24 protein-coding genes are annotated in these 25,723 nt (G+C 69.1%); 9 read left to right on the top strand and 15 right to left on the bottom strand.

Annotated elements, in window-relative coordinates; genetic code table 11:
- Positions 1-63: 63 nt before the first annotated feature.
- From aceE to CGR01S_RS04195, 4 genes are all read left to right on the top strand, one after another.
- A complete protein-coding gene (gene aceE / locus CGR01S_RS04180) occupies positions 64-2,772 on the top strand; it encodes a pyruvate dehydrogenase (acetyl-transferring), homodimeric type (protein WP_042422719.1) in 2,709 nt (902 codons plus the stop codon).
- 18 nt (positions 2,773-2,790) lie between these two features.
- Entirely contained in the window at positions 2,791-4,152 is a 1,362-nt protein-coding gene (gene aceF, locus CGR01S_RS04185; RefSeq protein WP_042422721.1) for a dihydrolipoyllysine-residue acetyltransferase, read from the top strand.
- 14 nt (positions 4,153-4,166) lie between these two features.
- On the top strand, positions 4,167-6,014 hold the full coding sequence (gene lpdA, locus CGR01S_RS04190) for a dihydrolipoyl dehydrogenase (RefSeq protein WP_042423438.1): 1,848 nt from the start codon (positions 4,167-4,169) through the stop codon (positions 6,012-6,014).
- Between the two features lie 219 nt (positions 6,015-6,233).
- Positions 6,234-6,692 carry a carboxymuconolactone decarboxylase family protein gene (locus tag CGR01S_RS04195; protein ID WP_042422724.1) on the top strand — a complete coding sequence of 153 codons (459 nt, stop codon included), beginning with the start codon at positions 6,234-6,236 and terminating at the stop codon, positions 6,690-6,692.
- 28 nt (positions 6,693-6,720) lie between these two features.
- Here the strand turns inward: CGR01S_RS04195 and CGR01S_RS04200 are convergent, their stop codons facing one another.
- The 3 genes from CGR01S_RS04200 to CGR01S_RS04210 form a co-directional block, all read right to left on the bottom strand.
- On the bottom strand, positions 6,721-7,479 hold the full coding sequence (locus CGR01S_RS04200; RefSeq protein ID WP_042422727.1) for a 3-hydroxyacyl-CoA dehydrogenase: 759 nt from the start codon (positions 7,477-7,479) through the stop codon (positions 6,721-6,723).
- 105 nt (positions 7,480-7,584) lie between these two features.
- Positions 7,585-8,640 carry a Fe(3+) ABC transporter substrate-binding protein gene (locus tag CGR01S_RS04205; RefSeq protein ID WP_042422730.1) on the bottom strand — a complete coding sequence of 352 codons (1,056 nt, stop codon included), beginning with the start codon at positions 8,638-8,640 and terminating at the stop codon, positions 7,585-7,587.
- Positions 8,641-8,893: 253 nt separating this feature from the next.
- On the bottom strand, positions 8,894-9,442 hold the full coding sequence (locus CGR01S_RS04210) for a phasin family protein (protein WP_042422735.1): 549 nt from the start codon (positions 9,440-9,442) through the stop codon (positions 8,894-8,896).
- Between the two features lie 238 nt (positions 9,443-9,680).
- On the opposite strand from CGR01S_RS04210, the gene CGR01S_RS04215 reads away from it, so the two are divergent.
- From CGR01S_RS04215 to CGR01S_RS04230, 4 genes are all read left to right on the top strand, one after another.
- Positions 9,681-10,136, top strand: coding sequence for an acyl-CoA thioesterase (locus CGR01S_RS04215; RefSeq protein WP_042422738.1), 456 nt, complete (start codon positions 9,681-9,683; stop codon positions 10,134-10,136).
- Positions 10,137-10,257: 121 nt separating this feature from the next.
- The gene (locus CGR01S_RS04220; protein ID WP_042422740.1) at positions 10,258-11,667 is read left to right on the top strand and encodes a sodium:proton antiporter; all 1,410 of its coding nucleotides are present in this window, start codon (positions 10,258-10,260) and stop codon (positions 11,665-11,667) included.
- A gap of 17 nt (positions 11,668-11,684) precedes the next feature.
- Positions 11,685-12,677 (top strand): 2-hydroxyacid dehydrogenase, encoded by a 993-nt coding sequence (locus CGR01S_RS04225; RefSeq protein ID WP_042422742.1) that lies wholly within the window; start codon positions 11,685-11,687, stop codon positions 12,675-12,677.
- Between the two features lie 74 nt (positions 12,678-12,751).
- Complete coding sequence (locus tag CGR01S_RS04230) at positions 12,752-14,281, top strand: DNA recombination protein RmuC (protein WP_052382492.1); 1,530 nt, start codon at positions 12,752-12,754, stop codon at positions 14,279-14,281.
- A gap of 30 nt (positions 14,282-14,311) precedes the next feature.
- Here the strand turns inward: CGR01S_RS04230 and CGR01S_RS04235 are convergent, their stop codons facing one another.
- Positions 14,312-15,175 (bottom strand): LOG family protein, encoded by an 864-nt coding sequence (locus CGR01S_RS04235; RefSeq protein ID WP_042422744.1) that lies wholly within the window; start codon positions 15,173-15,175, stop codon positions 14,312-14,314.
- Positions 15,176-15,391: 216 nt separating this feature from the next.
- Here CGR01S_RS04235 and CGR01S_RS04240 point away from each other — a divergent pair, with 216 nt between their 5' ends.
- Positions 15,392-16,555: a cytochrome P450 gene (locus CGR01S_RS04240; RefSeq protein ID WP_042422746.1), complete on the top strand. Its 1,164-nt coding sequence runs from the start codon at positions 15,392-15,394 to the stop codon at positions 16,553-16,555.
- A gap of 197 nt (positions 16,556-16,752) precedes the next feature.
- Here the strand turns inward: CGR01S_RS04240 and crcB are convergent, their stop codons facing one another.
- The 11 genes from crcB to CGR01S_RS04295 all read right to left on the bottom strand — a co-directional run bounded on the left by crcB (position 16,753) and on the right by CGR01S_RS04295 (position 25,713).
- Positions 16,753-17,139 (bottom strand): fluoride efflux transporter CrcB, encoded by a 387-nt coding sequence (gene crcB, locus CGR01S_RS04245; RefSeq protein WP_042423442.1) that lies wholly within the window; start codon positions 17,137-17,139, stop codon positions 16,753-16,755.
- Between the two features lie 59 nt (positions 17,140-17,198).
- A complete protein-coding gene (locus CGR01S_RS04250; RefSeq protein ID WP_042422749.1) occupies positions 17,199-17,570 on the bottom strand; it encodes a monovalent cation/H(+) antiporter subunit G in 372 nt (123 codons plus the stop codon).
- On the bottom strand, positions 17,567-17,842 hold the full coding sequence (locus tag CGR01S_RS04255) for a K+/H+ antiporter subunit F (protein ID WP_042422752.1): 276 nt from the start codon (positions 17,840-17,842) through the stop codon (positions 17,567-17,569). The genes CGR01S_RS04250 and CGR01S_RS04255 overlap by 4 nt, the downstream gene beginning before the upstream one ends.
- Complete coding sequence (locus tag CGR01S_RS04260) at positions 17,839-18,327, bottom strand: Na+/H+ antiporter subunit E (protein WP_042422755.1); 489 nt, start codon at positions 18,325-18,327, stop codon at positions 17,839-17,841. The genes CGR01S_RS04255 and CGR01S_RS04260 overlap by 4 nt, the downstream gene beginning before the upstream one ends.
- A gap of 79 nt (positions 18,328-18,406) precedes the next feature.
- Positions 18,407-20,116, bottom strand: a complete 1,710-nt coding sequence (locus tag CGR01S_RS04265; protein WP_042422758.1) for a monovalent cation/H+ antiporter subunit D — start codon at positions 20,114-20,116, stop codon at positions 18,407-18,409.
- The gene (locus tag CGR01S_RS04270; RefSeq protein WP_042422761.1) at positions 20,113-20,478 is read right to left on the bottom strand and encodes a Na+/H+ antiporter subunit C; all 366 of its coding nucleotides are present in this window, start codon (positions 20,476-20,478) and stop codon (positions 20,113-20,115) included. Before CGR01S_RS04270 ends, CGR01S_RS04265 begins: the two co-directional genes overlap by 4 nt.
- On the bottom strand, positions 20,478-23,459 hold the full coding sequence (locus tag CGR01S_RS04275; protein ID WP_042422764.1) for a monovalent cation/H+ antiporter subunit A: 2,982 nt from the start codon (positions 23,457-23,459) through the stop codon (positions 20,478-20,480). The genes CGR01S_RS04270 and CGR01S_RS04275 overlap by 1 nt, the downstream gene beginning before the upstream one ends.
- An 87-nt stretch (positions 23,460-23,546) precedes the next feature.
- On the bottom strand, positions 23,547-23,864 hold the full coding sequence (locus CGR01S_RS04280) for a ComEA family DNA-binding protein (protein WP_042422767.1): 318 nt from the start codon (positions 23,862-23,864) through the stop codon (positions 23,547-23,549).
- 2 nt (positions 23,865-23,866) lie between these two features.
- Positions 23,867-25,027, bottom strand: coding sequence for a lipopolysaccharide assembly protein LapB (lapB, locus tag CGR01S_RS04285; protein ID WP_042422770.1), 1,161 nt, complete (start codon positions 25,025-25,027; stop codon positions 23,867-23,869).
- On the bottom strand, positions 25,017-25,328 hold the full coding sequence (locus CGR01S_RS04290; protein WP_042422773.1) for a LapA family protein: 312 nt from the start codon (positions 25,326-25,328) through the stop codon (positions 25,017-25,019). The genes lapB and CGR01S_RS04290 overlap by 11 nt, the downstream gene beginning before the upstream one ends.
- A gap of 67 nt (positions 25,329-25,395) precedes the next feature.
- The gene (locus CGR01S_RS04295; RefSeq protein WP_042422776.1) at positions 25,396-25,713 is read right to left on the bottom strand and encodes an integration host factor subunit beta; all 318 of its coding nucleotides are present in this window, start codon (positions 25,711-25,713) and stop codon (positions 25,396-25,398) included.
- Positions 25,714-25,723 lie beyond the last annotated feature (10 nt).

Below are 25,723 nucleotides of genomic sequence, written 5' to 3' on the forward strand. Positions count from 1 at the left end.
GATTCTGTGCAAGAATGGAGTACAAGCTTGAAACTGCCATCACCACCACCCGAGGAGACGTGCATGACCACCCCGCAAACCACTGCCACTGGGGCCCCTGGCGCGGACGACGCCGATCAGCAAGAAACCCGTGAATGGATGGAGGCGCTCGCCGCCGTCATCGAAAAAGAGGGCCCCGAGCGCGCCCACTACCTGCTGGAGCAATTGCTGGAGCATGCGCGGCAGAACAGCATCGACCTGCCGTTCTCGGCCAATACCGGCTATGTGAACACCATCGAGCCCGAGCAGGAGGCGCGCTGCCCCGGCAATATCCAGATCGAGAAGCGCCTGCGCGCCTACATGCGCTGGAACGCCATGGCCATGGTGGTGCGCGCCAACCGCCTCAACCCGCCCGACGGCGGCGACCTGGGCGGGCACATCGGCTCCTTCGCCTCGCTCGCCTCCATGTGGGGTGCGGGCTTCAACCACTTCTGGCACGCCGAGAGCGAAAACCACGGCGGCGACTGCATCTACTTCCAGGGCCACAGCGCGCCGGGCATCTATGCGCGCGCGTACCTGGAGGGGCGCATCACCGAGGAGCAGCTCGAGAGCTTCCGCCAGGAGGTCGGTGGCCGCGGCCTGTCGAGCTACCCCCACCCCAAGCTCATGCCGGGCTTCTGGCAGTTCCCCACGGTGAGCATGGGCCTGGGGCCCATGATGGCCATCTACCAGGCGCGCTTTCTCAAGTACCTGCATGCGCGCGGCATCGCCAAGACGGACAACCGCAAGGTCTGGGTGTTCCTCGGCGACGGCGAGATGGACGAGCCCGAGAGCAAGGGCGCCATCAGCCTGGCGGCGCGCGAGAACCTGGACAACCTGATCTTCGTCATCAACTGCAACCTGCAGCGCCTCGATGGCCCGGTGCGCGGCAACGGCAAGATCATCCAGGAGCTCGAAGGCGACTTCCGCGGCGCGGGCTGGCATGTCATCAAGCTGCTGTGGGGCAAGGGCTGGGACGAGCTGCTGCGCCGCGACAAGAGCGGCAAGCTCAAGCAGCTCATGATGGAGACGCTGGACGGCGACTACCAGACCTACCGCGCCATGGACGGCGCCTACATCCGCAAGCATTTCTTCGGCAAGTACCCCGAGACGCTCAAGCTCGTCGAGCACCTCAGCGACGATGAAATCTGGGAGCTGCGCCGCGGCGGCCACGAGCCCGAGAAGGTGTACGCCGCCTTCCATGCGGCCAATGCGCACCAGGGCCAGCCCACGGTACTGCTGGTCAAGACCGTCAAGGGCTACGGCATGGGCAAGGCCGGCGAGGCCAAGAACACCGTGCACCAGACCAAGAAGCTCGACGACGAGGACATCCGCTACATCCGCGACCGCTTCAACATCCCCATCCCCGACAGCGAGCTCGACAAGCTGCCCTACTACAAGCCGGCCGACGACACGCCCGAGATGCGCTACCTGCACGAGCGCCGCAAGGCCCTGGGCGGCTACCTGCCCCAGCGGCGCACGCATGCCGACGAAAACTTCACCGTGCCCGCGCTGGAGACCTTCAAGGCCATCCTCGACCCCACGGCCGAGGGCCGCGAGATCTCCACCACGCAGGCCTACGTGCGCTTTCTCACGCAGCTCCTGCGCGACAAGGCCCTGGGCCCGCGCGTGGTGCCCATCCTGGTGGACGAGGCGCGCACCTTCGGCATGGAGGGGCTGTTCCGCCAGATCGGCATCTACAACCCCGCGGGCCAGCAGTACACCCCCGTGGACCGCGACCAGGTGATGTACTACAAGGAGGACAAGGCCGGTCAGATCCTGCAGGAGGGCATCAACGAGGCCGGCGGCATGTGCTCGTGGATCGCGGCGGCGACCTCGTACTCCACGAACAACCGCATCATGATCCCGTTCTTCGTGTACTACTCGATGTTCGGCTTCCAGCGCTTTGGCGACTTTGCCTGGGCCGCGGGCGACATGCAGGCGCGCGGCTTCATCCTGGGCGGCACCTCGGGGCGCACCACGCTCAATGGCGAGGGCCTGCAGCACGAGGACGGCCACAGCCACATCCTGGCCAGCACCATCCCGAACTGCGTGAGCTACGACCCCACCTTCGCGCACGAGGTCGCCGTCATCATGCAGGACGGCTTGAAGCGCATGGTCGAGAAGCAGGAAAACGTCTTCTACTACATCACCCTGCTGAATGAGAACTACGCCATGCCGGGCCTGCAGCCGGGCACGCAGGAGCAGATCATCCAGGGCATGTACCTGTGCAAGGCCGGCGCCGAGGGCGACAAGCGCGTGCAACTGCTGGGCTCGGGCTCCATCCTGCGCGAGGCCATCGAGGCGCAGAAGCTGCTCGCCGCCGACTGGGGCGTGCAGGCCGACGTGTGGAGCTGCACCAGCTTCAACGAGTTGACCCGCGAGGGCCAGGACGTGGCGCGCTGGAACCTGCTGCACCCGCTGGAGACGCCGCGCCAGCCCTTCGTCACGCGCCAGCTCGCCGGCCATGCAGGCCCGGTGGTGGCCTCCACCGACTACATGAAGAACTACGCCGAGCAGATCCGCGCCTTCATCCCCGCGGGGCGCTCCTACAGCGTGCTGGGCACGGACGGCTTCGGCCGCAGCGACTTCCGCTACCGCCTGCGCGAGCATTTCGAGATCAACCGCCACTACATCGCCGTGGCCGCGCTCCACGCCCTGGCCGAAGAAGGCAAGCTGTCCAAGGAGAAGGTGGCCCAGGCTATTGCCCAGTACGGCATCCAGACCGAGAAGATCAACCCGCTGCACGCATAACACCGACCGGAGACAGACATGGCATTGATGGATATTGTGGTCCCGGACATCGGGGACTTTGACGAAGTGGGCGTGATCGAGCTGCTGGTGCAGGCCGGCGATACGGTCAAGGCCGAGCAATCGCTCATCACCGTGGAATCGGACAAGGCGTCGATGGAAATTCCTTCGAGCCACGCCGGCGTGGTCAAGGAAATGCGCGTCAAGCTGGGCGACAAGGTCAAGCAGGGCTCGGTGGTGCTGGTGCTCGAAGCCTCCGACGCACCGGCCGCGGCTTCTGAGCCAAAAACGGCTCCAGCGCCCGCCAGCCCAGCGCCAGCAGCTCCTGAATCAGGAGTAAATGCGGCCCCGGCGGCCGCGCCCGCTGTCGCCCCGGCAGCGGTGGCGGCACCGGCCGCTGCCCCGGCGGCGGCGCAGGCCCTGCCCGCCCACCAGCCGGCCAGCCCGGCGCCCGGCCTGCCGCACGCCAGCCCCTCGGTGCGCAAGTTTGCGCGCGAGCTGGGCGTGCCCCTGGCCGAAGTGCAGGGCACGGGCCCCAAGGGCCGCATCACCGCCGAGGACGTGCAGAACTTCACCCGCCGCGTGATGGCGGGCAGCCAGCAGACCCAGGCGCAGGCCGCCAGGGCGCCTGCGGGCGGTGGCGGCGCGGGCCTGGACCTGCTGCCCTGGCCCAAGGTGGACTTCGCCAAGTTCGGCCCCATCGAGCGCAAGGAGCTCTCGCGCATCAAGAAGATCAGCGGCGCCAACCTGGCGCGCAACTGGGTGATGATCCCGCACGTCACGAACAACGACGAGGCCGACATCACCGAGCTCGAAGCCTTCCGCGTGCAGACCAACAAGGAGAACGAGAAGAGCGGCGTCAAGGTGACCATGCTGGCCTTCGTCATCAAGGCCGTGGTCGCCGCGCTCAAGAAGTTCCCCGAGTTCAATGCGTCGCTGGACGGCGACGCCCTGGTCTACAAGCAGTACTTCCACATCGGCTTCGCGGCCGATACACCCAACGGCCTGGTGGTACCCGTGCTCAAGGACGCCGACCAGAAGGGCATCCTGCAGATCAGCGCCGAGATGGCCGAGCTGGCCAAGAAGGCGCGCGAGGGCAAGCTGGGCGCGGCCGACATGCAGGGCGGCAGCATGTCCATCAGCTCGCTGGGCGGCATTGGCGGCACGCACTTCACGCCCATCATCAATGCGCCCGAGGTGGCCATCCTGGGCCTGTCCAAGAGCCAGATGAAGCCCGTGTGGGACGGCCAGCAGTTCGTGCCGCGCCTGCTGCTCCCGCTGTCGCTGTCCTACGACCACCGCGTGATCGACGGCGCGGCCGCCGCGCGCTTCAACGCCTACCTGGGCGCCGTGCTGGCGGACTACCGCCGCATCCTTTTGTGAAGGAGACCGCACAGATGGCAATCATCGACATCAAGGTGCCCGACATCGGCGACTTCGCCGAAGTGGGCGTGATCGAAGTGCTGGTCCAGCCCGGCGACACCATTGCGGTCGAGCAATCGCTCATCACCGTGGAGTCCGACAAGGCCTCCATGGAGATTCCGTCCAGCCACGCCGGCGTGGTCCAGGAGCTCAAGGTGAAGCTGGGCGACAAGGTGGCCGAAGGCTCCGTGCTGCTCACGCTGGCCGTGGCCGAGGACGGCGCGGCAGCCTCCGCCGCCGCACCTGCTGCGCCAGCGGTTTCTGAGAAAAATACGGCTCCAGCGCCCGCCAGTCAAGCGCCAGCAGCTAGCAATTCTGTAGCATCCGGCTTTGCCGGCACCGCCGACCTGGACTGCGACGTGCTGGTGCTGGGCGGCGGCCCCGGCGGCTACTCGGCCGCCTTCCGCGCGGCCGATCTGGGCCTCAAGGTGGTGCTGGTCGAGCGCTACGCCCAGCTCGGCGGCGTGTGCCTGAACGTGGGCTGCATCCCCTCCAAGGCGCTGCTGCACGTGGCGGCGGTTATGGACGAGGTCAGCCACCTCAAGGCGGCCGGGGTGGACTTTGGCGTGCCCAGCGTGAACGTGGACCAGCTCCGCGGCCACAAGGAAAAGGTCATCGGCAAGCTCACCGGCGGCCTGGCCCAGATGGCCAGGATGCGCAAGGTGACCGTGCTGCGCGGCTACGGCCACTTCGTCGGCAGTCACCACCTGGAGGTCGAGGAAACCAGCGGCAGCGGGCAGGAGAAAACCGGCGCCAAGAAGGTCGTGCAGTTCCAGCGCGCCATCATCGCTGCGGGCAGCCAGGCCGTGCGCCTGCCCTTCATGCCCGAGGACCCGCGTGTGGTGGACTCCACCGGCGCCCTGGCGCTCCAGGGTGTTCCCAAGCGCATGCTCATCCTGGGCGGCGGCATCATCGGCCTGGAAATGGGCACGGTGTACAGCGCCCTGGGCGCGCGCCTGGACGTGGTCGAGATGCTGGACGGCCTGATGCAGGGCGCCGACCGCGACCTGGTCAAGGTGTGGCAGAAGATGAACGCCCACCGCTTCGACCACATCCTGCTCAACACCAAGACGGTGGCGGCCGAGGCCACGCCCGAAGGCATCAAGGTGACATTCGCGCCCGCCCAGGACGGCGTGACGGTGCCCGAGCCGCAGGTCTACGACCTGGTGCTGCAGGCCGTGGGGCGCACGCCCAACGGCAAGAAGATCGCCGCCGAGAAGGCCGGCGTGGCCGTGACGGAGCGCGGCTTCATCCACGTGGACATCCAGATGCGCACCAACGTGCCGCACATCTTCGCCATCGGCGACATCGTGGGCCAGCCCATGCTGGCGCACAAGGCGGTGCACGAGGCGCATGTGGCGGCGCAAGTCATCGCCGGCGAACTGCAGGGCAACGCGGCACTGGCCTCCAGCGCCTTCAACGCCCGCGTGATCCCCAGCGTGGCCTACACCGACCCCGAGGTCGCCTGGGTGGGCCTGACCGAAGACCAGGCCAAGGCGCAGGGCATCAAGGTCAAGAAGGGCCTGTTCCCCTGGAGCGCCTCGGGCCGCGCCATTGCCAACGGCCGCGACGAGGGCTTCACCAAGCTGCTGTTCGACGATTCGCCCGAGGCGCAGGGCCACGGCCGCATCCTGGGCGGCGGCATCGTGGGCACGCACGCGGGCGACATGATCGGCGAGATCGCCCTGGCCATCGAGATGGGCGCCGACGCCGTGGACATCGGCAAGACCATCCACCCGCACCCCACGCTGGGCGAGAGCCTGGGCATGGCGGCAGAGGTGGCGCACGGCAGTTGCACGGACGTGCCGCCGCCCCGGAAGTGAGCTTCCTGAATCACTGAAGCGCTACTACTTCAGTAGCTGGCCGCGCAGACCCCGCAAGGGCTGCGCGGCTTTTTACTGCATGCGGCGTGCGGGGCCTGGCTGGCAGGTTGCACCCATGCCCCTACTGGCAGCAGCCGCGGGCGTGCGGCGTATGCTGCGTGCAGCGACCTGGACGGCAGCCTGCGCTGCGGCCGGGGGCGCCACTTCAGGAGCAGCACCATGACACCACGGATCAACTACCCACAGGCGGCGCCCGGCGCCTTTGAGGCCATGCTGGGGCTGGAGCGGTACGCGCGCGCTAGCGGCCTGGAGCATGGCCTGCTGGAGCTCGTGAAAACGCGCGTCTCGCAAATCAACGGCTGCGCCTATTGCCTGGACATGCACACCAAGGACGCGCGGGCGGCGGGCGAAACCGAGCAGCGCCTGTATCTGCTGCCGGCCTGGCGCGAGACGCATTTTTATACCCCCCGCGAGCGCGCCGCGCTGGCCTGGGCCGAGGCCCTCACCACCCTGGGCGGGCATGGCGTGCCCGACGCGCTGTATGCCGAGGCGCGGCGCCATTTCGATGACAAGGCGCTGGTCGACCTGTCCCTGGCCGTGGTCGCCATCAACGGCTGGAACCGCCTCTCGGTGGCCTTTCGCACCGAGGCGGGCAGCTACCAGCCCGGCAAGGGCTGAACCTGCCGCCGCACCGGGCGGCAGGCCATCAGCGCGGCGCCAGGCGGATGGCGCCGTCCAGGCGGATCACCTCGCCGTTGAGCATGTCGTTCTCGAAGATGTGCTGCACCAGCTTGGCGTAGTCCTCGGGCGTGCCCAGACGGCTGGGGAAGGGCACGCCTGCGGCCAGCGCGTCCTGCACTTCCTTGGGCATGCCGAACAGCATGGGCGTGCCGAAGATGCCGGGGGCGATGGTCATGTTGCGGATGCCGTTGCGCGCCAGGTCGCGCGCGATGGGCAGCGTCATGCCCACCACGCCGCCCTTGGAGGCGCTGTAGGCCGCCTGGCCGATCTGGCCGTCGTAGGCGGCCACGCTGGCGGTGGAGATGAGCACGCCGCGCTCGCCGGTGGCCTCGGGTTCGTTCTTGGCCATGGCCTCGGCGGCCAGGCGGATCATGTTGAAGCTGCCCACCAGGTTGACCATGATGGTCTTGGAAAACAGGCCCAGCGCGTGCGCGCCGTTCTTGCCCACGGTCTTTTCGGCGGGCGCAATGCCGGCGCAGTTGACCAGGCCCATGAGCTTGCCCAGGGAGACGGCCTTGGCGACCACGGCCTGCCCGTCCTGCTCGTTGCTGACGTCGCAGCGCACGAAGGCGCCGCCAATCTCCTTGGCCACGGCCTCGCCCTTGTCGGCCTGCATGTCGGCAATCACCACCGTGCCGCCCAGGGCCGCAAGCCTGCGCGCCGTGCCTTCACCCAAGCCCGAGGCGCCGCCCGTGACGATGAATACCTTGCCCTTGATCTCCATGTTGTGCTCCAGTTGCGTGACGTAACGTAAACGTCAATTATGACCCATGCTCCGGCATGAAAAAACCCGGCCAGGCCGGGTGTGCGCGGGGCAGCGGGGACGGTATCACTTGAAGCCCACGCGGTCGAGCATTTGCTGCACCTTGACGGTGTTGGCGCCCACGGCGCTGATGGGAATGGTCTCGCTCTTGAAGGGCTTGCCGCCTGCCATGGCCTTGAGGGCGGGGTTGTCCGTCGTCACGCCCTGGGCGGCGGGCCACTCGTTGTTGCCGTTGGCGAAGTAGTTCTGTGCCTGGGCGCTGGCCAGGTATTCGAGGAACTTGATGGCGTTCTCCGGGTGCTTGGCATGGCGCGCCACGGCGCCGCCCGCGATGTTCATGTGCGTACCCCAGGACTGCTGGTTGGGGAAGACCACGCCCACCTTGTTGACCACGGCTGTGTCCTCGGGCTTGTTCGAGCGCATCATGCGCGCCAGGTAGTAGCTGTTGGTCACGGCAATGTCGCATTCGCCCGCGGCCACGGCCTTGATCTGGTCGGTATCGCCGCCCTTGGGGGGGCGCGCCAGGTTGTCCACCATGCCCTGGAGCCAGGCCTGTGCCTTTTGCTCGCCCAGGTGCTCGGTCACGGCGCCGAACAGGCTCAGGTTGTAGGGGTGCGAGCCCGAGCGGATGCACAGCTTGCCCTTGTTCTTGGGGTCGCCGAGCTCCTCGTAGGTGTCCACGTCGTCCTTCTGCACCTTGGCCTTGTTGTAGACGATCACACGCGCGCGCGTGGACAGGCCGTACCAGGCAATGCCCCCATCGGCCGCAGGCTGGCTGCGCAGGTGGGCAGGGATGGCGTCGTTGAGCAGCTTGGACTGGATGGGCTTGAACAGCCCTTCCATTTCGCCCTTGTAGAGGCGGGCCGCATCGACGAGCAGGATCACGTCGGCCGGCGAGGCCGTGCCCTCGGCCTTGAGCCGGGCGAGGATGCCGGCGTCGTCGGCGTCCACGCGGTTGATCTTGATGCCCGTGGCCTTGGTGAAATCGTTGTAGAGCGCTTCGTCGGTGGAGTAGTGGCGGGCGGAATAGAGGTTCACCACCTGCTCCTGCGCCGTGGCAGCGCCTGCGGCCAGGGCCAGCGCGCAAGTCCCGAGCAGGGCAGGGAGGGAAGTCTTCGACATGGCGTGCAGCTTTCGGGTTTGGGTTGGGAGTCCCGGATCATAAAGCAAACACGAACAATTCGCAATTGAGTTATTGTGATGCAGAAATCCGGCGCAAAAAAAAAGCCCGGCAGAACCGGGCTTGAAAGGATCCAGGAAACGGGGTTTCTGAAGGATCCAAGGAGACAACTGGAGAATCCTGCGGTGCAGAACTCATGGGCGTATTATGAGGGTAATCCCTGAATTTTGCCTAGAGCCCACACTCCAAAAAGTGTTAACGCTTGCGCGGAGCGGCCGTCTTGGCGGCGTCGGCAGCGCTGGCGGCCACGGCGTTGAAGTTGGCTTCGGCGGCGTCGGTGGCTTGCTTGACGGCCTTTTGCACGGATTCGAAGGCGTTGTTGGCAGCAGAGACGGCGCTCTTCATCATGGCCACGGCGGTCTCGGAACCGGCGGGAGCGTTCTTGGCGGCGGCTTCCACGAGGTTGGAGATGTTCTTCTGCACTTCGCTGGCCTTGGCTTCGGCGGCCTTGGTGAATTCGCTGCTGGTGCCGGTGGCGATGTCGTACAGGTGGCGGCTGTAGGAGGCAGTCTTCTCGGCCATGGGCTGCAGCAGGCCGGCTTGCAGGGCCATGAGTTCTTGCACGTCCTTGACGCTGAGCACGGCCTGGGTGTGGCTGGCGGCCTCGTTCAGGGCGGCGCGCGAGGCCGTCAGGTTCAGCTCGACGAGCTTTTCCACGCCTTCAAAGGCCTTGGCCGTCAGGCCAAACAGGGTTTCGATGTTGGCCTTGTGGGCGGCGAGGATTTGTTCGGTGGTCAGGGACATGTCGTTTCTCCATGGCAGGGAGGCGGGGTGCCTCGGGTTGCGGAACGTCTGCCCTGTCCTGGCCCTGGTAGCCATGTTGCAGTGCAGCATGAACGTATTGTAGGGGCCGATTCCGGAATTGCAAGCAAAATTGTTGCATTGCAACAAATCGACCTGCGGGCCGGGCTGGCGCACTGCGGCAGGCCCGGTTCACCCAGGTGACTGCCTTGCCTTGGCCGCCGCACAGGCGGCGCGCACAATGCGGGCCATGAATGCACCGCCCCGCCCCATGCCCCTGGCGCGCAGCGCCTACCGCGCCTTTCGCACCATCACCACGCGCTGGATGGACAACGACGTGTACGGCCATGTGAACAACGTCGTCTACTACAGCTGGTTCGATACGGCCGTGAATGCCTGCCTGATCGAGCGCGGGGCGCTCGACATCCATGCCGGGACGACCATAGGCCTGGTCATCGAGACGCAGTGCAATTACTTTGCGCCGCTGGCCTTCCCCCAGACCATCGAGGCGGGCATCCGCGTGGCGCACCTGGGGCAATCGAGCGTGCGCTACGAGGTGGGCCTGTTCGCGCAGGGCGCGCCGCAGACGGCGGCGGCGGGGCATTTCGTCCATGTGTACGTGGACCGTGCCACGCGGCGCCCGGTGCCCTTGCCCGAGGCCCTGCGCCAGGTGCTCGAAGACCTGCGCGCCGCCTGACGGCTTGTCCCTGATTCCGGCGGACTTTTGCGCCTCGCCTACACTTGCCGGTTTGGGCGCGGGACAGGCCTTCGGGCGGGTGCGCGCCCTGGGTCTGTTCACAAGAATCCGGAGACAAGTCATGTTGCGTTTTCGCGCCCTGCTGCTGGCCATGCTGTGTGTGCTGCCGCAGTGGGCCCATGCCGCCGACATCAATGGCGCGGCCCTGGCCTGGTGGTGGGGCGTGCCCTTTGTGGGCATTTTGCTGTCCATTGCCGTGATGCCGCTGCTGGCGCCCATTTTCTGGCACCACCATTTCGGCAAGGTGGCCGCGGGCTGGGCGCTGCTGTTTCTCGTGCCGTTTGCCGTGGCGTTCGGGCCCGGCCTGGCCTTTGCGAGCCTGGTGCATGCGCTGGTGGCGGAGTACATCCCGTTCGTCATCCTGCTCACGGCCCTGTTCACGGTGGCGGGGGGCATCTACATCCGGGGCAATCTGCATGGCAGCCCGGGGCTCAACACCGGCCTGCTGGCCATGGGCGCCGTGCTGGCGAGCTTCATGGGGACCACGGGCGCGTCCATGCTGCTCATCCGTCCCCTGATCCGCGCGAACGACAACCGGCGCCACAAGGCGCACGTGGTGGTGTTCTTCATCTTCATCGTCTCCAACGCGGGCGGCTCGCTCACCCCGCTGGGCGACCCGCCGCTGTTCCTCGGCTTCCTCAAGGGGGTGGATTTCTTCTGGACGGTCGCGCACATCCTGCCCGAGACGCTGTTCCTCGTGGGCGCGCTGCTGACGCTGTTCTTTGCGCTGGACTGGTGGCTGTACCGCGGCAGCCAGGAGGTGCTGCCCCAGGACCCGACGCCCGACACCCCGCGCATCGGCTTTGACGGCGCGCTCAATTTCGCGCTGCTGGGTGCGGTGGTGGTGCTGGTGCTGCTCAGCGGCCTGTGGAAGTCGGCGGTGGTCTTCGATGTCGCGGGCACCGAGGTCGGCCTGCCGGGGCTGGTGCGCGACATCGGGCTCATCGCCGTCACCGGCCTGTCGCTGTGGCTCACGCCGCGCGCGGTGCACGAGCGCAACCAGTTCGGCTGGGGGCCCATGCAGGAGGTGGCCAAGCTGTTCGCCGGCATCTTCCTCACCATCATTCCCGTCATCGCCATGCTCAAGGCGGGCGTGAACGGGCCGTTCGGCGCCATCGTGAGCGCCGTCACCCGGCCGGATGGCACCCCCGACCCGGCCATGTACTTCTGGGCCACGGGGGCGCTCTCGTCCTTCCTGGACAACGCGCCCACCTACCTGGTCTTCTTCAATACCGCCGGGGGGGATGCCGCCGCGCTGATGACCCAGCTCGCGCCCACGCTGGCCGCCATCTCGGCCGGGGCCGTGTTCATGGGCGCCAACACCTATATCGGCAATGCGCCCAACCTCATGGTCAAGGCCATCGCCGAAGACCGCGGCGTGCCCATGCCCAGCTTCTTCGGCTACATGCTGTGGTCCTGCGGCATCCTGCTGCCGCTGTTCGCGCTCATGACCTTGATCTGGTTCCGCTGACCTGCCCTGGGGACGCCATGACGCCCGCCCGCATCTTCATCGCCCGCGCGATCTTCCCCGAGGTGGCCCAGCGCCTGGCGCAGCACTGCGAGGTGCACCAGCACTCGCTGGGCCGCCCCTGGGCCGAAGGCGAGCTGGTGCAGCACCTGCAGGGCATGGACGGCGCCCTCACCACCGGCGCCGAGCGCATCGACGCTGCGCTGCTCGCGGCCTGTCCGCGCCTGCGCATCGTGGCCAATATGGCGGTGGGCTACAACAACTTCGACGTGCCGGCCATGACCGCCGCCGGCGTGCAGGGCACCAACACGCCCGACGTGCTCACCGAAACCACGGCCGACTTCGGCTTTGCGCTGCTGCTGGCGGCGGCGCGGCGCATGGCCGAGGGCGAGCGCTACCTGCGCGCGGGCCACTGGAAGGAATGGCGCTACGACCTGCTGGCCGGCGCCGAGGTGCACGGCACGCGCCTGGGCATCATCGGCATGGGGCGCATCGGCCAGGCGATTGCGCGGCGCGCGGCGCACGGCTTCGGCATGGAGGTGGTCTACCACAACCGTTCGCGCCTGGAGCCTGCGCTGGAGGCCGCCTGCCGGGCGCGCTACGTGGGCAAGGAGGAGCTGCTGCGCACCGCCGACCACGTGATGCTGGTGCTGCCCTACAGCAGCGCGGTGCACCACACCATAGGTGCGGCCGAACTGGCCCTCATGAAGACCACGGCCACGCTGGTCAACATCGCGCGCGGCGGCATCGTGGACGACGCCGCACTCGCGCAGGCGCTGCGCGCCGGCCGCATCGCGGCGGCGGGGCTGGACGTGTTCGAGGGCGAGCCCGCCGTGCACCCGGACCTGCTCACCGTGCCCAACGTGGTGCTCACGCCGCACATCGCCAGCGCCACGGTGCGCACGCGCCTGGCCATGGCCCAGTTGGCGGCGGACAACCTCATCGCCTTCTTCGAGGGGCGCGGGCCGCTCACCCCGGTGAACACCCCGCTGCCGCGCCCGCCCGCCGAGTGATTTGAATGAAAATGGCCTCCAGCGCTTGATGGGAAAGCGCTGGCAGCTATCAAAACTAGAGCGTATCTGTGAACATGGAAATCCTGGCCGTGCTGGCCGCCCTGCTGTGGAGTGCCCTGGCCCTGGGCCTGGGTTGGCTGTGGGGCGCAGCGCGGGCGCGCACGGCGGCCCTGCGCCTGCAGGAGCAGGCCGTGGCGCAGGCCCGCGCCCAGGCGCAGATGGAGGTGCAGGCCGCGGCCAACGTCCCGCTGGCCACCGCCCAGGAGCGCGCGCGTGGGCTGGAGGCCGAACGCGCGGCGCTGCAGTCCGAGCTGCAGCACCTGCGCGCCCAGGCCGAGGGCTGGCGTGAGGCCCTGGATGCCGCGCGCGACGAGCGCGCCCAGCTGGCCGAGCGCGCCGCCCGCGTGCCGGGGCTTGAAGCCCAGTGCCACGAACAGGCCGCGCTCACGCAGGCCGCGCGCCAGCAGGTGGCCGAGCTGCAAAGCCAGCTCGCCGCCCAGGCCACGCAGCTCGACGCCGAGCGCCGCGGCGCGCAGGAGAAGCTCCAGCTCCTGAACGAGGCGCGCGAGGCGCTCACGCACCAGTTCAAGAGCCTGGCCAACGACATCCTCGAAGAAAAGGGCAAGCGCTTTGCCGAGCAGAACCAGCAGCACCTGGGCCAGATGCTGGACCCGCTGCGCATGCGCCTGCAGGAGTTCCAGGGCAAGGTCGAGCAGTTCTACGACGCCGAGGGCAAGCAGCGCTCGGCCCTGAGCCAGCAGGTGCACCAGCTCATGGGGCTGAACCAGGCGCTGAGCCAGGAGGCGCGCAACCTGACGCAGGCGCTCAAGGGTTCGGCCAAGGCGCAGGGCAACTGGGGCGAGCTGATCCTCGAGCGCGTGCTGGAGCTGGCCGGCCTGCGCCGCGGCGTGGAATACGACGTGCAGGAAAACCACCTGCGCGAGGACGGCACGCGCGCCCAGCCCGACGTGGTGATCCACCTGCCCGAGGACCGCCATCTGGTGGTGGACGCCAAGGTCTCGCTGCTCGCCTACGAGGAATACGCCAGCGCCGAGGACGAGCTGCAGCGCGCGGCCGCGCAGCGCCGCCACCTCGACTCCGTGCGCCAGCACATCAAGGGCCTGGCCGAGCGCAACTACCAGCAGCTCCACGGCCTGCAGTCGCTCGACTTCGTGCTCATGTTCGTTCCCATCGAGCCCGCGTTCATGCTGGCCGTCACCGCCGACAGCCAGCTCTACAGCGACGCCTGGAACAAGAACGTGCTGCTCGTGAGCCCATCCACGCTGCTGTTCGTGGTGCGCACCGTGGCCCACCTGTGGCGCCAGGAGGCGCAAAGCCGCAATGCGCAGGAGATCGCCCGGCGCGGCGCCGAGCTCTACGACCGGCTCGTGGGCTTTGTCGAAGACCTCGAGCGCGTGGGCAAGAACCTCGGCCAGGCGCAGGACGCCTACGCCAGCGCCCACAAGAAGCTGAGCCAGAACCGCGGCAACGTGATCCGCCAGGCCGAGATGCTGCGCGAACTGGGCGTCAAGCCGGCCAAGGCGCTACCGGCGGCCCTGCTCGACGCGGCGCGCTGCGACCCGCAGGACGCGCCCCAGCCCTGAGCCGCGGCGCGCGCGGGCCGGGCGCGCGCCTCACAGGCGGTAGAAGCGCCGGATCGTGTCCCAGGCGTCCTGGGGGTCGTCGGTGCGGTGGAACAGCTCCAGGTCCTTGGGCGAGATCGTGCCTTCCTCGATCAGCAGCTCGAAGTCGATCAGCCGGTTCCAGAAGCGCGTGCCGAACAGGATGATGGGCGCCGGCTTGGTCTTGCCGGTCTGCACCAGGGTCAGTACCTCGAACAGCTCGTCCAGCGTGCCGAAGCCGCCGGGGAAGACCACCAGCGCCTTGGCGCGCATCATGAAGTGCATCTTGCGCAGCGCGAAGTAGTGGAACTTGAAGCTCAGCGTGGGCGTGATGTAGCGGTTGCCGGACTGCTCGTGCGGCAGCGTGATGTTCAGGCCGATGCTGGGCGCGCCCTCGTCGTGGGCGCCGCGGTTGGCCGCTTCCATGATGCCCGGGCCGCCGCCGGTGCAGATGTGGATGCGGTTGGTTGGCTCCTGGGCGTTGCTGAAGCGCGCCACCAGGCGGGCAAACTGGCGTGCCTGGTCGTAATAGTGGGCATTGCGCACAGCGCGCTCTGCCAGGCGCACGCGCTCGGCGTCGCCGCTGCGGCGTGCGGCGTCCAGCGCGGCGGCGGCTTCCTCCGGGGCCTGGAAGCGCGCGCTGCCGTAGACGACGATGGTGTTCTCTATGCCCTGCGCGCTTTGGCCCAGGTCGGGTTTGAGCAGTTCGAGCTGGAAGCGGATGCCGCGCGTCTCGCGCCGGAACAGGAACTCCGGATCGGCAAAGGCCATGCGGTTGGAATCGGCCAGCAGGGGATTGCCGTTGTTGGCCTGGTGGTGCAATTCTTCCCAGGCATCGGCCAGGTGGCGTTGGTTGAGTAGGGTGGTGGCTTCCATGGGGGGAGGGTTTGTGCAGGCGGCGCTGGCGGTCCGTGCCGGGTGGCAGGTGCTGCGGCTGCGGCGCGATTCTAGTGGCAGCGCGCTGTGGCGATGCCCATCGCCGCACCAGGGGTGTCGGCGCCGGGCGCGGGATGGTGCGCGATACTGTTCTGCGGCCCAGCATACGCCCAGGCGCGTGCCGCCTGCAGCCCCATTCTTCATTGCCCTTGCGCCATGACAGCCATTGCCCCCACCGACTGGGATCCGCGCGCCGATGCCGTGCAGCGCGACCAGATTGCCGCCTACGACCGCCTGCGCGAGCAGCACGGTGTGGCGTACAGCGACATGCTCCAGTGGTCCGTGTTCGGCCACGCCGAGCTGCGGCGCATCCTGCTGGACCCCCAGCGCTTCAGCAGTGCGGTCTCGGCCCATGTGGCCGTGCCCAATGGCATGGACCCGCCCGAGCACACCGCATGGCGCCGCCTGATCGAGCCCTACTTTGCCGCGCAGCGCGTGGATGCCCTGCGCCCCGCGTGCGAGCGCGTGGCCGCGCAGTTGCTGCAGGGCCTGCAGGGCTGCGCCACGCTGGAGCTGGCGCAGCGCTTTGCGCTGCCGTTTGCCGTGCGCATCCAGTGCGCCTTCCTCGGCTGGCCCGAGACGCTGGAGGGCGAGCTGAGCGGCTGGATCGCCCAGCACCACCGCGCCGTGCTGGCGCAGGACCGCGCGGCCCTGGCGGCCCTGGGCGCGCAGTTCGAGGCCCTGGTCGCGCGCCTGCTCGCAGAGCGGCGCGCGCACGGCGCGGCCCCGCCGCAGGACGACGTGATGGCCTCGCTCATGCAGGCGCGCGTCGATGGCCAGCCCGTGAGCGAGCAGGCCATCGCCAGCATTGTGCGCAACTGGACGGTGGGCGAGATCGGCACCATTGCCGCGGCCGTGGGCATCCTGGCCGAATGGCTGGCGCGCCACCCCGGCTGGCAGGCCCGCCTGCGCGCCGAGCCCGCGCTGCAGGCCGAGGCCATCGAGGAGATCCTGCGCCTGCACGGCCCGCTGGTGGCGAACCGGCGTGTGGCCACCTGCCCGGTGCACCTGGGCGGGCGCGAAGTCCCGGCCGGCGGGCGCATCACCCTGCACTGGACATCGGCCCTGCGCGACCCGCGCGTGTTCGAGGAGGCCGGTACGTTCCGCCTGGGGCGCGACCCGCAGGACAACCTGCTCTACGGCGCGGGCATCCACGTATGCCCCGGCGCTCCGCTGGCGCGCATGGAACTGCACGTGGCGCTGCACGCCATGCTGGCGGCCTGGGCCGACATGGCCCTGGTGGCTGGCGATGCGCCCGTGCCGGCGCATTACCCGGCCATGGGGTTTGCGCGCCTGCCTTTGCAGGTGCGCTGGGCTTGAGTTTTTTTGATCGAATTCGGCTCTTGCGCTTGTCTGGCCTGCGTGGAGTGCTCTCTTTTTTGATGGGTTGTCTGGATGGGGCGAGACCCGGCCTCCGCCCTCAACCCAGGCAAGCTACCAAAAGATAGCCCAACACCTTGACCCAAGAAGCGACACCGCCTATGCCGCGCGCGACCAATGGCACAGGGTCAAGCTGCCTACCCCGCCGCGCGCAGCATCAGCGCCGCGCTGTGCATGCCCAGGGCGGTGAGCAGCAGCGAGCCGCACAGGTGCACGGCGGCCACGCCCAGGGCCAGGGCGTAGCGCTGCTCCTGCAGCATGCCCACGACCTCGGCGGAAAAGCTGGAGAAGGTGGTGAGCGCGCCCAGAAAACCCGTGATCAGCGCCAGGCGCCACGCCGGGTCTAGGTGCGGCAGGGCCTGGAAGACGGCCACGGCCAGGCCCACGAGGTAGCCGCCGATGAGGTTGGCCGCCAGCGTGCCCCAGGGCAGCAGGCTGCCCGGGGTGCTGAGCCACAGGCCCAGTCCCCAGCGCGCCAGCGCGCCCAGGCTGGCACCGGCGCAGAGGGACAGGATGTGGAGCATGGACATCAGGGTAAAAATGGGCTGTAGGGCTCTTGCAGCAAGCGCGGGCAGCTATCCAATCAGGAGTCGCGGACCTCGGGTGCCGCCTTGCGGCTCAGGTTGGGCGGTACGGCCTGCCCCGCGCGGCGGGCGCGGAACAAGGCGGCGCGCATGAGGAAGATATTGGTCACGGGCACGGTGATGGCGATGAACAGGGCGATCAGCAGCGGGTGCAGCGCCAGGCTGCGGCCCAACACCGAGAAATACACGATGCTGGCATGCATGATGCACCACAGCCCCAGCGTGGCGATGATGGCCGGCGCGTGCACGCGCTCGAAGTAGGTCGGCAGGCGCAGCAGGCCCAGCGAGCCCACCAGCGCAATGCCCGCACCCAGCAGCGCCAGCGCGGCCACGGTGGCCTCGGCCCACAGCGGCAGGGCGGCGGCGCTCATTCGATCACCTCGCCGCGCAGCAGGAACTTGGCCATGGCCGTGGAGCCCACGAAGCCGAACAGCGCCACCAGCAGCGCCGCCTCAAAATAGTGCGCGCTGGCGAACTGCATGCCCAGTACCAGCATGAGCAGCATGCCGTTGAGGTACATGCAGTCCAGCGCCAGCACGCGGTCCTGCGCCGCGGGGCCGCGCAGCAGGCGCACCAGGGTCAGCACCATGGCCAGCGCCAGCATGGCCAGGGCCGCGGGCAGGGCCCAGGAGAGGATGCTCATTCGAAAATCTCCATCAAGGGGCGTTCGTAATGCTGCTGCACGTGCGCGGCGATGGCCTGTGCGTCGTCCACTTCCAGCACGTGCAGCAGCAGCATGGAACGGTCGAGCGAGAGTTCGGCCCACACCGTACCCGGCGTGATGCAGACGATCATGGCGAGCACGGCCAGGCCGTTGGGGTCGCGCAACTGCAGGGGAATGTGCACGAAGTCCGCCGGATGGCGGCGCAGGCGCGGAAACAGGATGAAGCGCAGCACAGCGAGGTTGGACACCGTGGTGTCCCACATCACGCGCAGGCCCAGGCGCACGATGGTGCCGGGCCGGCGGATGCGCACGGGCAGCGGGCGCAGTCCGCGCGTGAGCAGGGGCACGCCCAGCGCCAGCACGGCAGCGCCCACCAGGCTGACGGGGCTGGCCGAGCGGTTGAGCAGCAGCCACAGCACGAACAGCGCGCAGGACAGCAGCGGAGCGGGAAGGAGCTTTTTCATCGCCGGGCCGTCCCAAGATGAAAAGCGGCCCCCTCGGGGGGCAGCGACCACACGAGGTGGGGAGCGTGGGGGCGATTTCTCATGGCGCCTCCTGCGGTGAGGCGGGCGCAGCAGGTGAGGCCAGGGGCGCCGCCTCCATGACCGCGCGCACATAGACCTCCGGCGTGTGCAGCGCGCGCGCCGTGGCCTCGGTGAAGGCCAGGACGGGACCGGCCTGCACCGTGAGCCACACGCAGGCGGCCAGCAGCGCGGCGATGGGCAGGCCCTCGACCACGCGCAGCCGCAGCGCCGCGCGGTCCTGGGCGGCCCAGAAATGGCGCATGCCGGTGCGCGTGAGGGCGATCAGCGCCAGCAGCCCGGTGCCCAGCATCAGCGCCAGCAGCGTCCAGCCCGCCGCACCCGGCGGCATGTCGGCCGAGGCGCCCAGGCCCAGGGGATTGAGCACCGCCCAGAGCATGGCGACCTTGCCCACAAAGCCCGACAGCGGCGGCAGGCCGGCGATGACCAGGGTGCACACCAGGAAGGCCAGGCCCAGGAAGGCGGCGGCGGCGGGGATGACGCGCCCGATCAGCACCTCCTCGGCGTCGTCCAGGTTCACGCCCGGCGCGGGCAGCAGCTCGGCACTGAGGAAGGGGGCGTCCTCGTCGTCGGCGTCGGTGCGTGTGCCGTCGTTGCGCCAGCGCTCGATCAGGTCGGCCAGCAGGAACAGCGCCGCCACCGCCAGGGTGGAGCTGGGCAGGTAGTACAGCAGCGCCGCCGTAAGGCCGGCCTGGCCGAAGCCGGCGGCCGCGAGCAGGGTGCCCGAGGAGAGCACGGCCGCGTAGCCCGCCTGGTGCGTGGTGCGCTGCGAGCCCAGCATGCCGATGGCACCGAAGGCCATGGTCAGCATGCCGCCCACCATGAGCCAGGTGCCGCCCAGCAGCGCCGAGTCCCCGGCCCCGCTGCCAAAGAGCAGCGTCCACAGGCGCAGCAGGGCGTAGACGCCGACCTTGGTCATGAGCGCAAACAGCGCGCCCACGGGCGCGGTGGCGGCGCTGTAGGCGGGCACCAGCCAGAAGTTGAGCGGCCACACGGCGGCCTTGATGAGAAAGGCCGTGCCCAGGATGCCGGCTGCCGCGTGCAGCAGCCCGCGGTCGCCTTCGGCCACGCCGGGAATGGCGCGTGCCAGGTCGGCCATGTTGAGCGTGCCCGTGATGCCGTAGAGCATGGACACGCCGATCAGGAACAGCGAAGACGCGGCCAGGTTGATGGCGATGTAGTGCAGCCCCGCCTGCACGCGCGCGCGCCCCGAGCCGTGCAGCAGCAGGCCGTAGGAGGCGGCGAGCAGGATCTCGAAGAACACGAACAGGTTGAACAGGTCTGCCGTGAGAAAGGCCCCCGCCAGCCCCATGAGCTGGAACTGGAACAGCACGTGGAAGTGCACGCCCGCCCGGTGCCAGCGCGAGGCCGCAAAGACGATGGCGGCGAGCGCGACAAAGCTGGTCAGCACCAGCATCAGCGCCGCCAGGCGGTCCAGGGCGAGGACGATGCCGAACGGCGCCGGCCAGTTGCCCGGCAGGTAGACCCCCAGGGTGCTGGCCTGGCCGGTGCGCGCGCTCCAGGCCAGCAGCGCGAGCGCCACGCCCAGGCCCGCCAGGGTGGACAGCAGGTTGAGCGCCAGCTTGGTGCGCTGGTGCTCCTCGCGCAGCAGCAGCATGAGCGCGGCGGTGAGCAGGGGCAGCGCAATGGGCGCGAGCATCAGGTGCGGCATCAGCCGCCCGGCGCTGTCCAGCCAGGCTGCGGCGCTCATAGCATCTCCTGCCGGTCACGCGAGTGGCTGCCGTCCACATGGTCGGTGCCCGACATGCCGCGCGAGGCGAGCAGCACCACGAGGAACAGCGCCGTCATGGCAAAGCCGATGACGATGGCAGTCAGCACCAGGGCCTGGGGCAGCGGGTCGGCGTAGTGCTGCAGGTCCTGCGGCGCATGGGCTGCGAGCACCGGCACCTTGCCCAGCTGCAGGCCCAGGCGGCCCATGCTGAAGATGAACAGGTTGACGGCATAGGACAGCAGCGACAGCCCCATGATGATCTGGAAGGTGCGCGGGCGCAGCAGCAGCCATACGCCGGAGCCGGTGAGCACGCCAATGGCCAGGGCGAGAACGATTTCCATCAGTGCGTCTCCTCTGGTTTGCTCTTGTTTTGATAGCTTCTGGCGCTTTTCGGATAAGGGCTGGAGGCTGTTTTTGCTTCTTTTTCTTCGGGGGCGTCGAGCAGGCGTGCGTGCCAGCGGTGGCCCCGGATGGACTGGTGGGCAATGGCCGTGAGGATGAGCAGCGTCGAGCCCACCACCAGCGTGAACACGCCGATGTCGAAGAACAGCGCGCTGGCCACGTGCACGCTGCCCAGCCAGGGCAGATGCAGGTGGGCGGTGTGCGTGGTCAGGAAGGGATAGCCCCAGGCCAGCGCCCCGGCCCCCGTGGCGAGCGCGCAGAGCAGGCCCGTGGCGATCCAGCGCCGGGGCAGCAGCGGCAGGTGCGCCTCCACCCACTGCGTACCCGAGATGATGTACTGCAGGATCAGCGCCACTGCCAGCACCAGCCCGGCGACGAAGCCGCCCCCTGGCTCGTTGTGCCCGCGCAGGAAGATGTAGGCCGACACCATGGTGGCCAGGGGCAGCAGCAGGCGCACCAGCACGGCGGGCACCATGAGGTAGCCCACGGCGGTGTCCTGGGCGTTGCGCGGGTTGAGCAGGTCGGTCTGCAGGTCGGCGGGCAGGCCGCGCTGCTGGGGCGGCAGATCCATGCTCTCGCGCGCGGGGCGAAAGCGCCGCAGCAGCGCGTAGATGGTGATGGCCACGATGCCCAGCACGACGATCTCGCCGAAGGTATCGAAGCCGCGGAAGTCCACCAGCATGACGTTGACCACGTTGCTGCCCCCGCCCTCGGTGAGCGCGCGCTCCAGGAAGAAGGTGGACGTGCTCTCGGGAAAGTCGCGGCTCATCATGGCAAAGGCCAGCCAGGCCATGCCGCCGCCCGCCAGCACGGACAGCAGCAGGTCGCGCAGGCGCCGCCGGCGCGTGCCGCGCGGGCGCACATGGGCCTGGGGGCGCAGGCGCTCGTCGCGCTGCGGCAGCCAGCGCAGGCCCAGCAGGATCAGCACGGTGGTCACGAGCTCCACGGCGATCTGCGTGAGCGCCAGATCGGGCGCCGAGAACCACAGGAAGGTGATGCTGGTGGCCAGGCCCGCGCCCCCCAGCAGCGTGAGCGCCGCCATGCGGTGGTACTTGGCCTGCCAGGCCGCCGCCACGGCGCACAGCGCCCCCAGCAGCCACAGCAGCATGAAGGCGGCGGACAGCGGCAACGCCCCGCGGTGGCCCAGTTGCAGCCCGCGCAGCCACAGGGGCAGGGCGCCGGCCAGCAGGGCGGCACCCACCAGCCACAGCATTTGCCACTGCAGGCGGCGCGTGCCCAGCCACCAGCGCCCCCAGCGCCCCGCCAGCGACAGCCGGGCCAGCAGGGCGGTGAAGGCGCGCTGGCCGTCCAGCCAGCCGATCAGCGGCGCTGCCGCCCAGGTGCGCCGGCGCAGCAGCCGATACAGCAGCGTGCCGCCTGCCAGCGCCAGCACGCTCATCACCAGGGGGGCGTTCACGCCATGCCACAGCGCCAGGCTGAAGGCGGGCATGGTGCCGCCCACCACCGGGCGCGCCGCGGTGTCCAGGAAGGGGCCTATGGTCTGCGCCGGCAGCATGCCCACCAGCAGGCAGGCCAGCACCAGCAGTTCCACCGGCACGCGCATCCAGCGCGGCGGCTCGTGCGGCGTGTGCGGCAGGTCCTGCGCGCGCGGGCCGAAGAACACGTCCACCGTGAAGCGCAGCGAATAGGCCACGCTGAACATGCCCGCCACCGTGGCCGCCACGGGCATGCCCCAGCGCACCAGCGGCGTGGCGTCGATGTACACCGTCTCGGCGAAGAACATTTCCTTGGACAGGAAACCGTTGAGCAGCGGCACGCCCGCCATGGCCGCGCTGGCCACCATGGCCAGCGTGGCGGTGATGGGCATCATGTGCCGCAGGCCCGACAGGCGGCGGATGTCGCGCGTGCCGCTTTCGTGGTCCACGATGCCCGCGGCCATGAACAGCGAGGCCTTGAACGTGGCGTGGTTCATGATGTGGAAAACCGCGGCCACGGCGGCCAGCGGGCTGCCCAGGCCCAGCAGCAGGGTGATCAGCCCCAGGTGCGAGAGCGTGGAATAGGCCAGCAGGCCCTTGAGGTCGTTCTGGAACAGCGCGCAGTAGCCGCCCAGCAGCAGCGTGGCCAGGCCGGCGCTGCCCACGATCCAGAACCAGGGTTCGGTACCGCTGAGCACGGGCCACAGCCGCGCGAGCAGGAACACCCCGGCCTTGACCATGGTGGCCGAGTGCAGGTAGCTCGACACCGGTGTGGGCGCGGCCATGGCATGCGGCAGCCAGAAGTGGAAGGGGAACTGCGCGCTCTTGGTCAGTGCCCCCAGCAGGATCAGCACCAGGGCCGTGAGGTACAGCGGGTGTGCCTGCACCTGGTGCGCGGCGGCGAGCACCAGGTCCAGGTCGTAGCTGCCCGCGATGTGACCCAGCACCAGCACGCCTGCCAGCAAGGCCAGGCCGCCCGTGCCCGTGACCATGAGGGCCATGCGCGCACCGCGGCGCGCATCCTGCCGGTGGTGCCAGTAGCCGATGAGCAGAAACGAGAACAGGCTGGTCAGCTCCCAGAAGAATGCCAGCTGGATCAGATTGCCCGAGAGCACCAGGCCCACCATGGCGCCCATGAAGGCGAGCAGGAAGGCGAAGAACCGCGGCACCGGGTCGGCGCTGGACATGTAGTAGCGCGCATACAGCACCACCAGCGCGCCAATGCCCAGCACCAGCACGGTGAACATCCAGGCGAAGCCGTCCATGCGGATGACCAGATTCAGCCCGAGCTGGGGCAGCCAGGCGATCTCCTGGCGCAGCACGCCGCCGTCCATCACCTCGGGAAACAGCAGTGCTGCTTGCACGGCGCAGAACAGCGCAATCAGCCCTGCCAGCGTGGACTCGGCATTGCGCGCATTGGCCGGCAACAGCGCAGCAACGACGCTGCCGGCAAAGGGCAGAAGGACGAGGAAAACCAGGGACATGGGCCTTGCATTCTACGGGCAAGCATTCCCCGCCGCGCTATGGAAACCTGAGCGCCACCCATGCGCGGGCTGTGCTGCAGCGCGGTTTCAGGGGCGCTGCGGCGGGACCGTGGGCGGCTCGGGGGCGGGGTGCGCACCGTAGGGCTGGCCGTTGACCGTCAGGCCCTCGGCCGAGAGCCGTGCGGCGCGCGCCGGGCCCATGCCGCGCACGCGGGCGATGAAGTCGCCCCAGTCCTGGAAGGGAGCCTGGCGGCGCTGCGCAAGAATGCGCCCGGACAGATCCGGACCGATGCCGCGCACGCCATCGAGCTCGGCCTCGCTGGCGCGGTTGGCATCGACGGCGGCCCACGCCATGCCCATGCCTCCTGCCGCCAGCAGGGCCGCGAGGGCGAGGTGTGCCAGCATGCTCAGAGCTCCTCGATGCGCCGGGGCGGGTAGCTGTCCCAGCTCTGGCAGCCGGGGCATTGCCAGAAATGCTGGCGCGCCTCGAAGCCGCAGGCCGCGCAGCGGTAGCGCAGCAGCGGCTGGGTGGCGTGCTCCAGGGCGCGCTGGATCTGCGGATGGTGCTGCTCGTGCTCGAGCCGCTCGCCCGCCAGCCATTGGGCCGCTGCCACGAGCGAGGGCTCCTGCTGCAGGTGGCGCAGGTACCAATGGCGCCCGGCCTGCGTGTCGTCCGCGGGCGCACCGTACTGGCTCAGCGTGACGATGGCGCCCAGCACGTCCAGCGAAGGCGCCTGCGCGTAGTGCGCCTCCAGCAGCGCCTGGGCCTCGGCGACCTTGCCGCAGGGGCGGGCGGCCTGCGCAAGCAGCGGCGCCGCCAGCGGCAGGGCCATGGGGGCTTCGCGCGCCAGGGCGGCCAGGATGGCGTAGGCCGCATCGCACCGGCCCTGCTGCAGGTGCAGGCGCGCCTGCTCCATGCGCGGGCGCGCCGCCTGCGGCGCAATCGCCTGGGCCTGGGCAAAGAGCGCCAGCGCGCCCTCGCTGTCCTGCCGGGCCAGCCGCTCGTGCGCCTGCTCGCACAGGTAGTGCGCCTGCCGCTGGCTGAAGTCACCCTGCACGCCATCGAGCTTGCGCGCCACCGCGGCCGCCTGCGGCCAGTCGCGCGAACGCTCGTAGATGGCCAGGCGCGCCAGGCGCGCCGGGTTCTCGAACTCCGTGCCCTCCAGGTGCGCGAGCGCCTCCTCGGCGCGGTCGAGCAGGCCGGCCTTGAGGAAGTCCAGCGCCAGCGCATGCTGGGCGCGGTCCCGGTCCTTGGGGCCCAGGTCGCCGCGCGAGAGCAGGTGCTCGTGCACGCGCACGGCGCGGTCGTATTCGCCGCGGCGGCGGAACAGGTTGCCCAGGGCGAAGTGCAGCTCCGAGGTGTCGGGGTCGTTCTGCACCGCCTCGATGAAGGCGTCGATGGCCTGGTCCTGCTGCTCGTTGAGCAGGTAGTTCAGGCCCTTGAAGTAGGCCTTGGGTGCACGGCGGTTCTCTGCGCGCCACTGGCGCAGGTCCAGGCGCGAGGCCAGCCAGCCCAGCACGAAGGCGCCGGGCAGGCCCAGCAGCAGCCAGACGAGGTCAAATTCCATGGGGCGGCATGCTGTCCGGGGTGGACGGCACCACGGCCGGGGAGGGCGGCTGGGCGTCGCGCGCCTGCAGCAGGTGCTGTGCCTGACGCGCGGCGCTGCGGTGCTTCCACCAGCGCGGCACCATGCCCAGCACACCGACCACCAGGCCCAGCGCGAAGGCCGTCAACACCACCAGCACCATGGGTGCGCGCCACTGCGTGCCGAAAAAGAAATGCACGGCGGCATCCTGCTGGTTGTTCAGCGCAAAAGCGAACAGGGTGAAAAAAATGGCTGCCTTGAGCAGCCACAGGAAATATTTCATGCGTCTTCCCCGTGGTCCACGGGATTCTACGGGCCGCCGGGCGGCCTGGGGCGCCGGCGGTGGGCTCTCAGCCGGGCTGGCGGGGGAGGTTTTCCAGCTCGGCTGTGCGCTGGTCCACGGCCTCGCGCAGGGCCTTGCCCGGCTTGAAATGCGGCACGCGCTTGGCCGGAATGGCCACGGCCTGGCCACTGCGCGGGTTGCGCCCCATGCGCGGCGGGCGGTGGTTGATGGAGAAGCTGCCAAAGCCGCGCACTTCGATGCGGTGGCCTTGCACCAGGGCCTGGCCGATGGCGTCGAGCAGGGTCTTGACGGCGTACTCCGCGTCGCGCTGGGTCAGGTGCCCAAAGCGTGCGGCGAGTGCCTCAACGAGGTCGGATCGGGTCATGGGGAGGGGG

It is taken from the genome of Comamonas granuli NBRC 101663 (genome assembly GCF_000739995.1).
GTDB lineage: Bacteria > Pseudomonadota > Gammaproteobacteria > Burkholderiales > Burkholderiaceae_C > Simplicispira > Simplicispira granuli.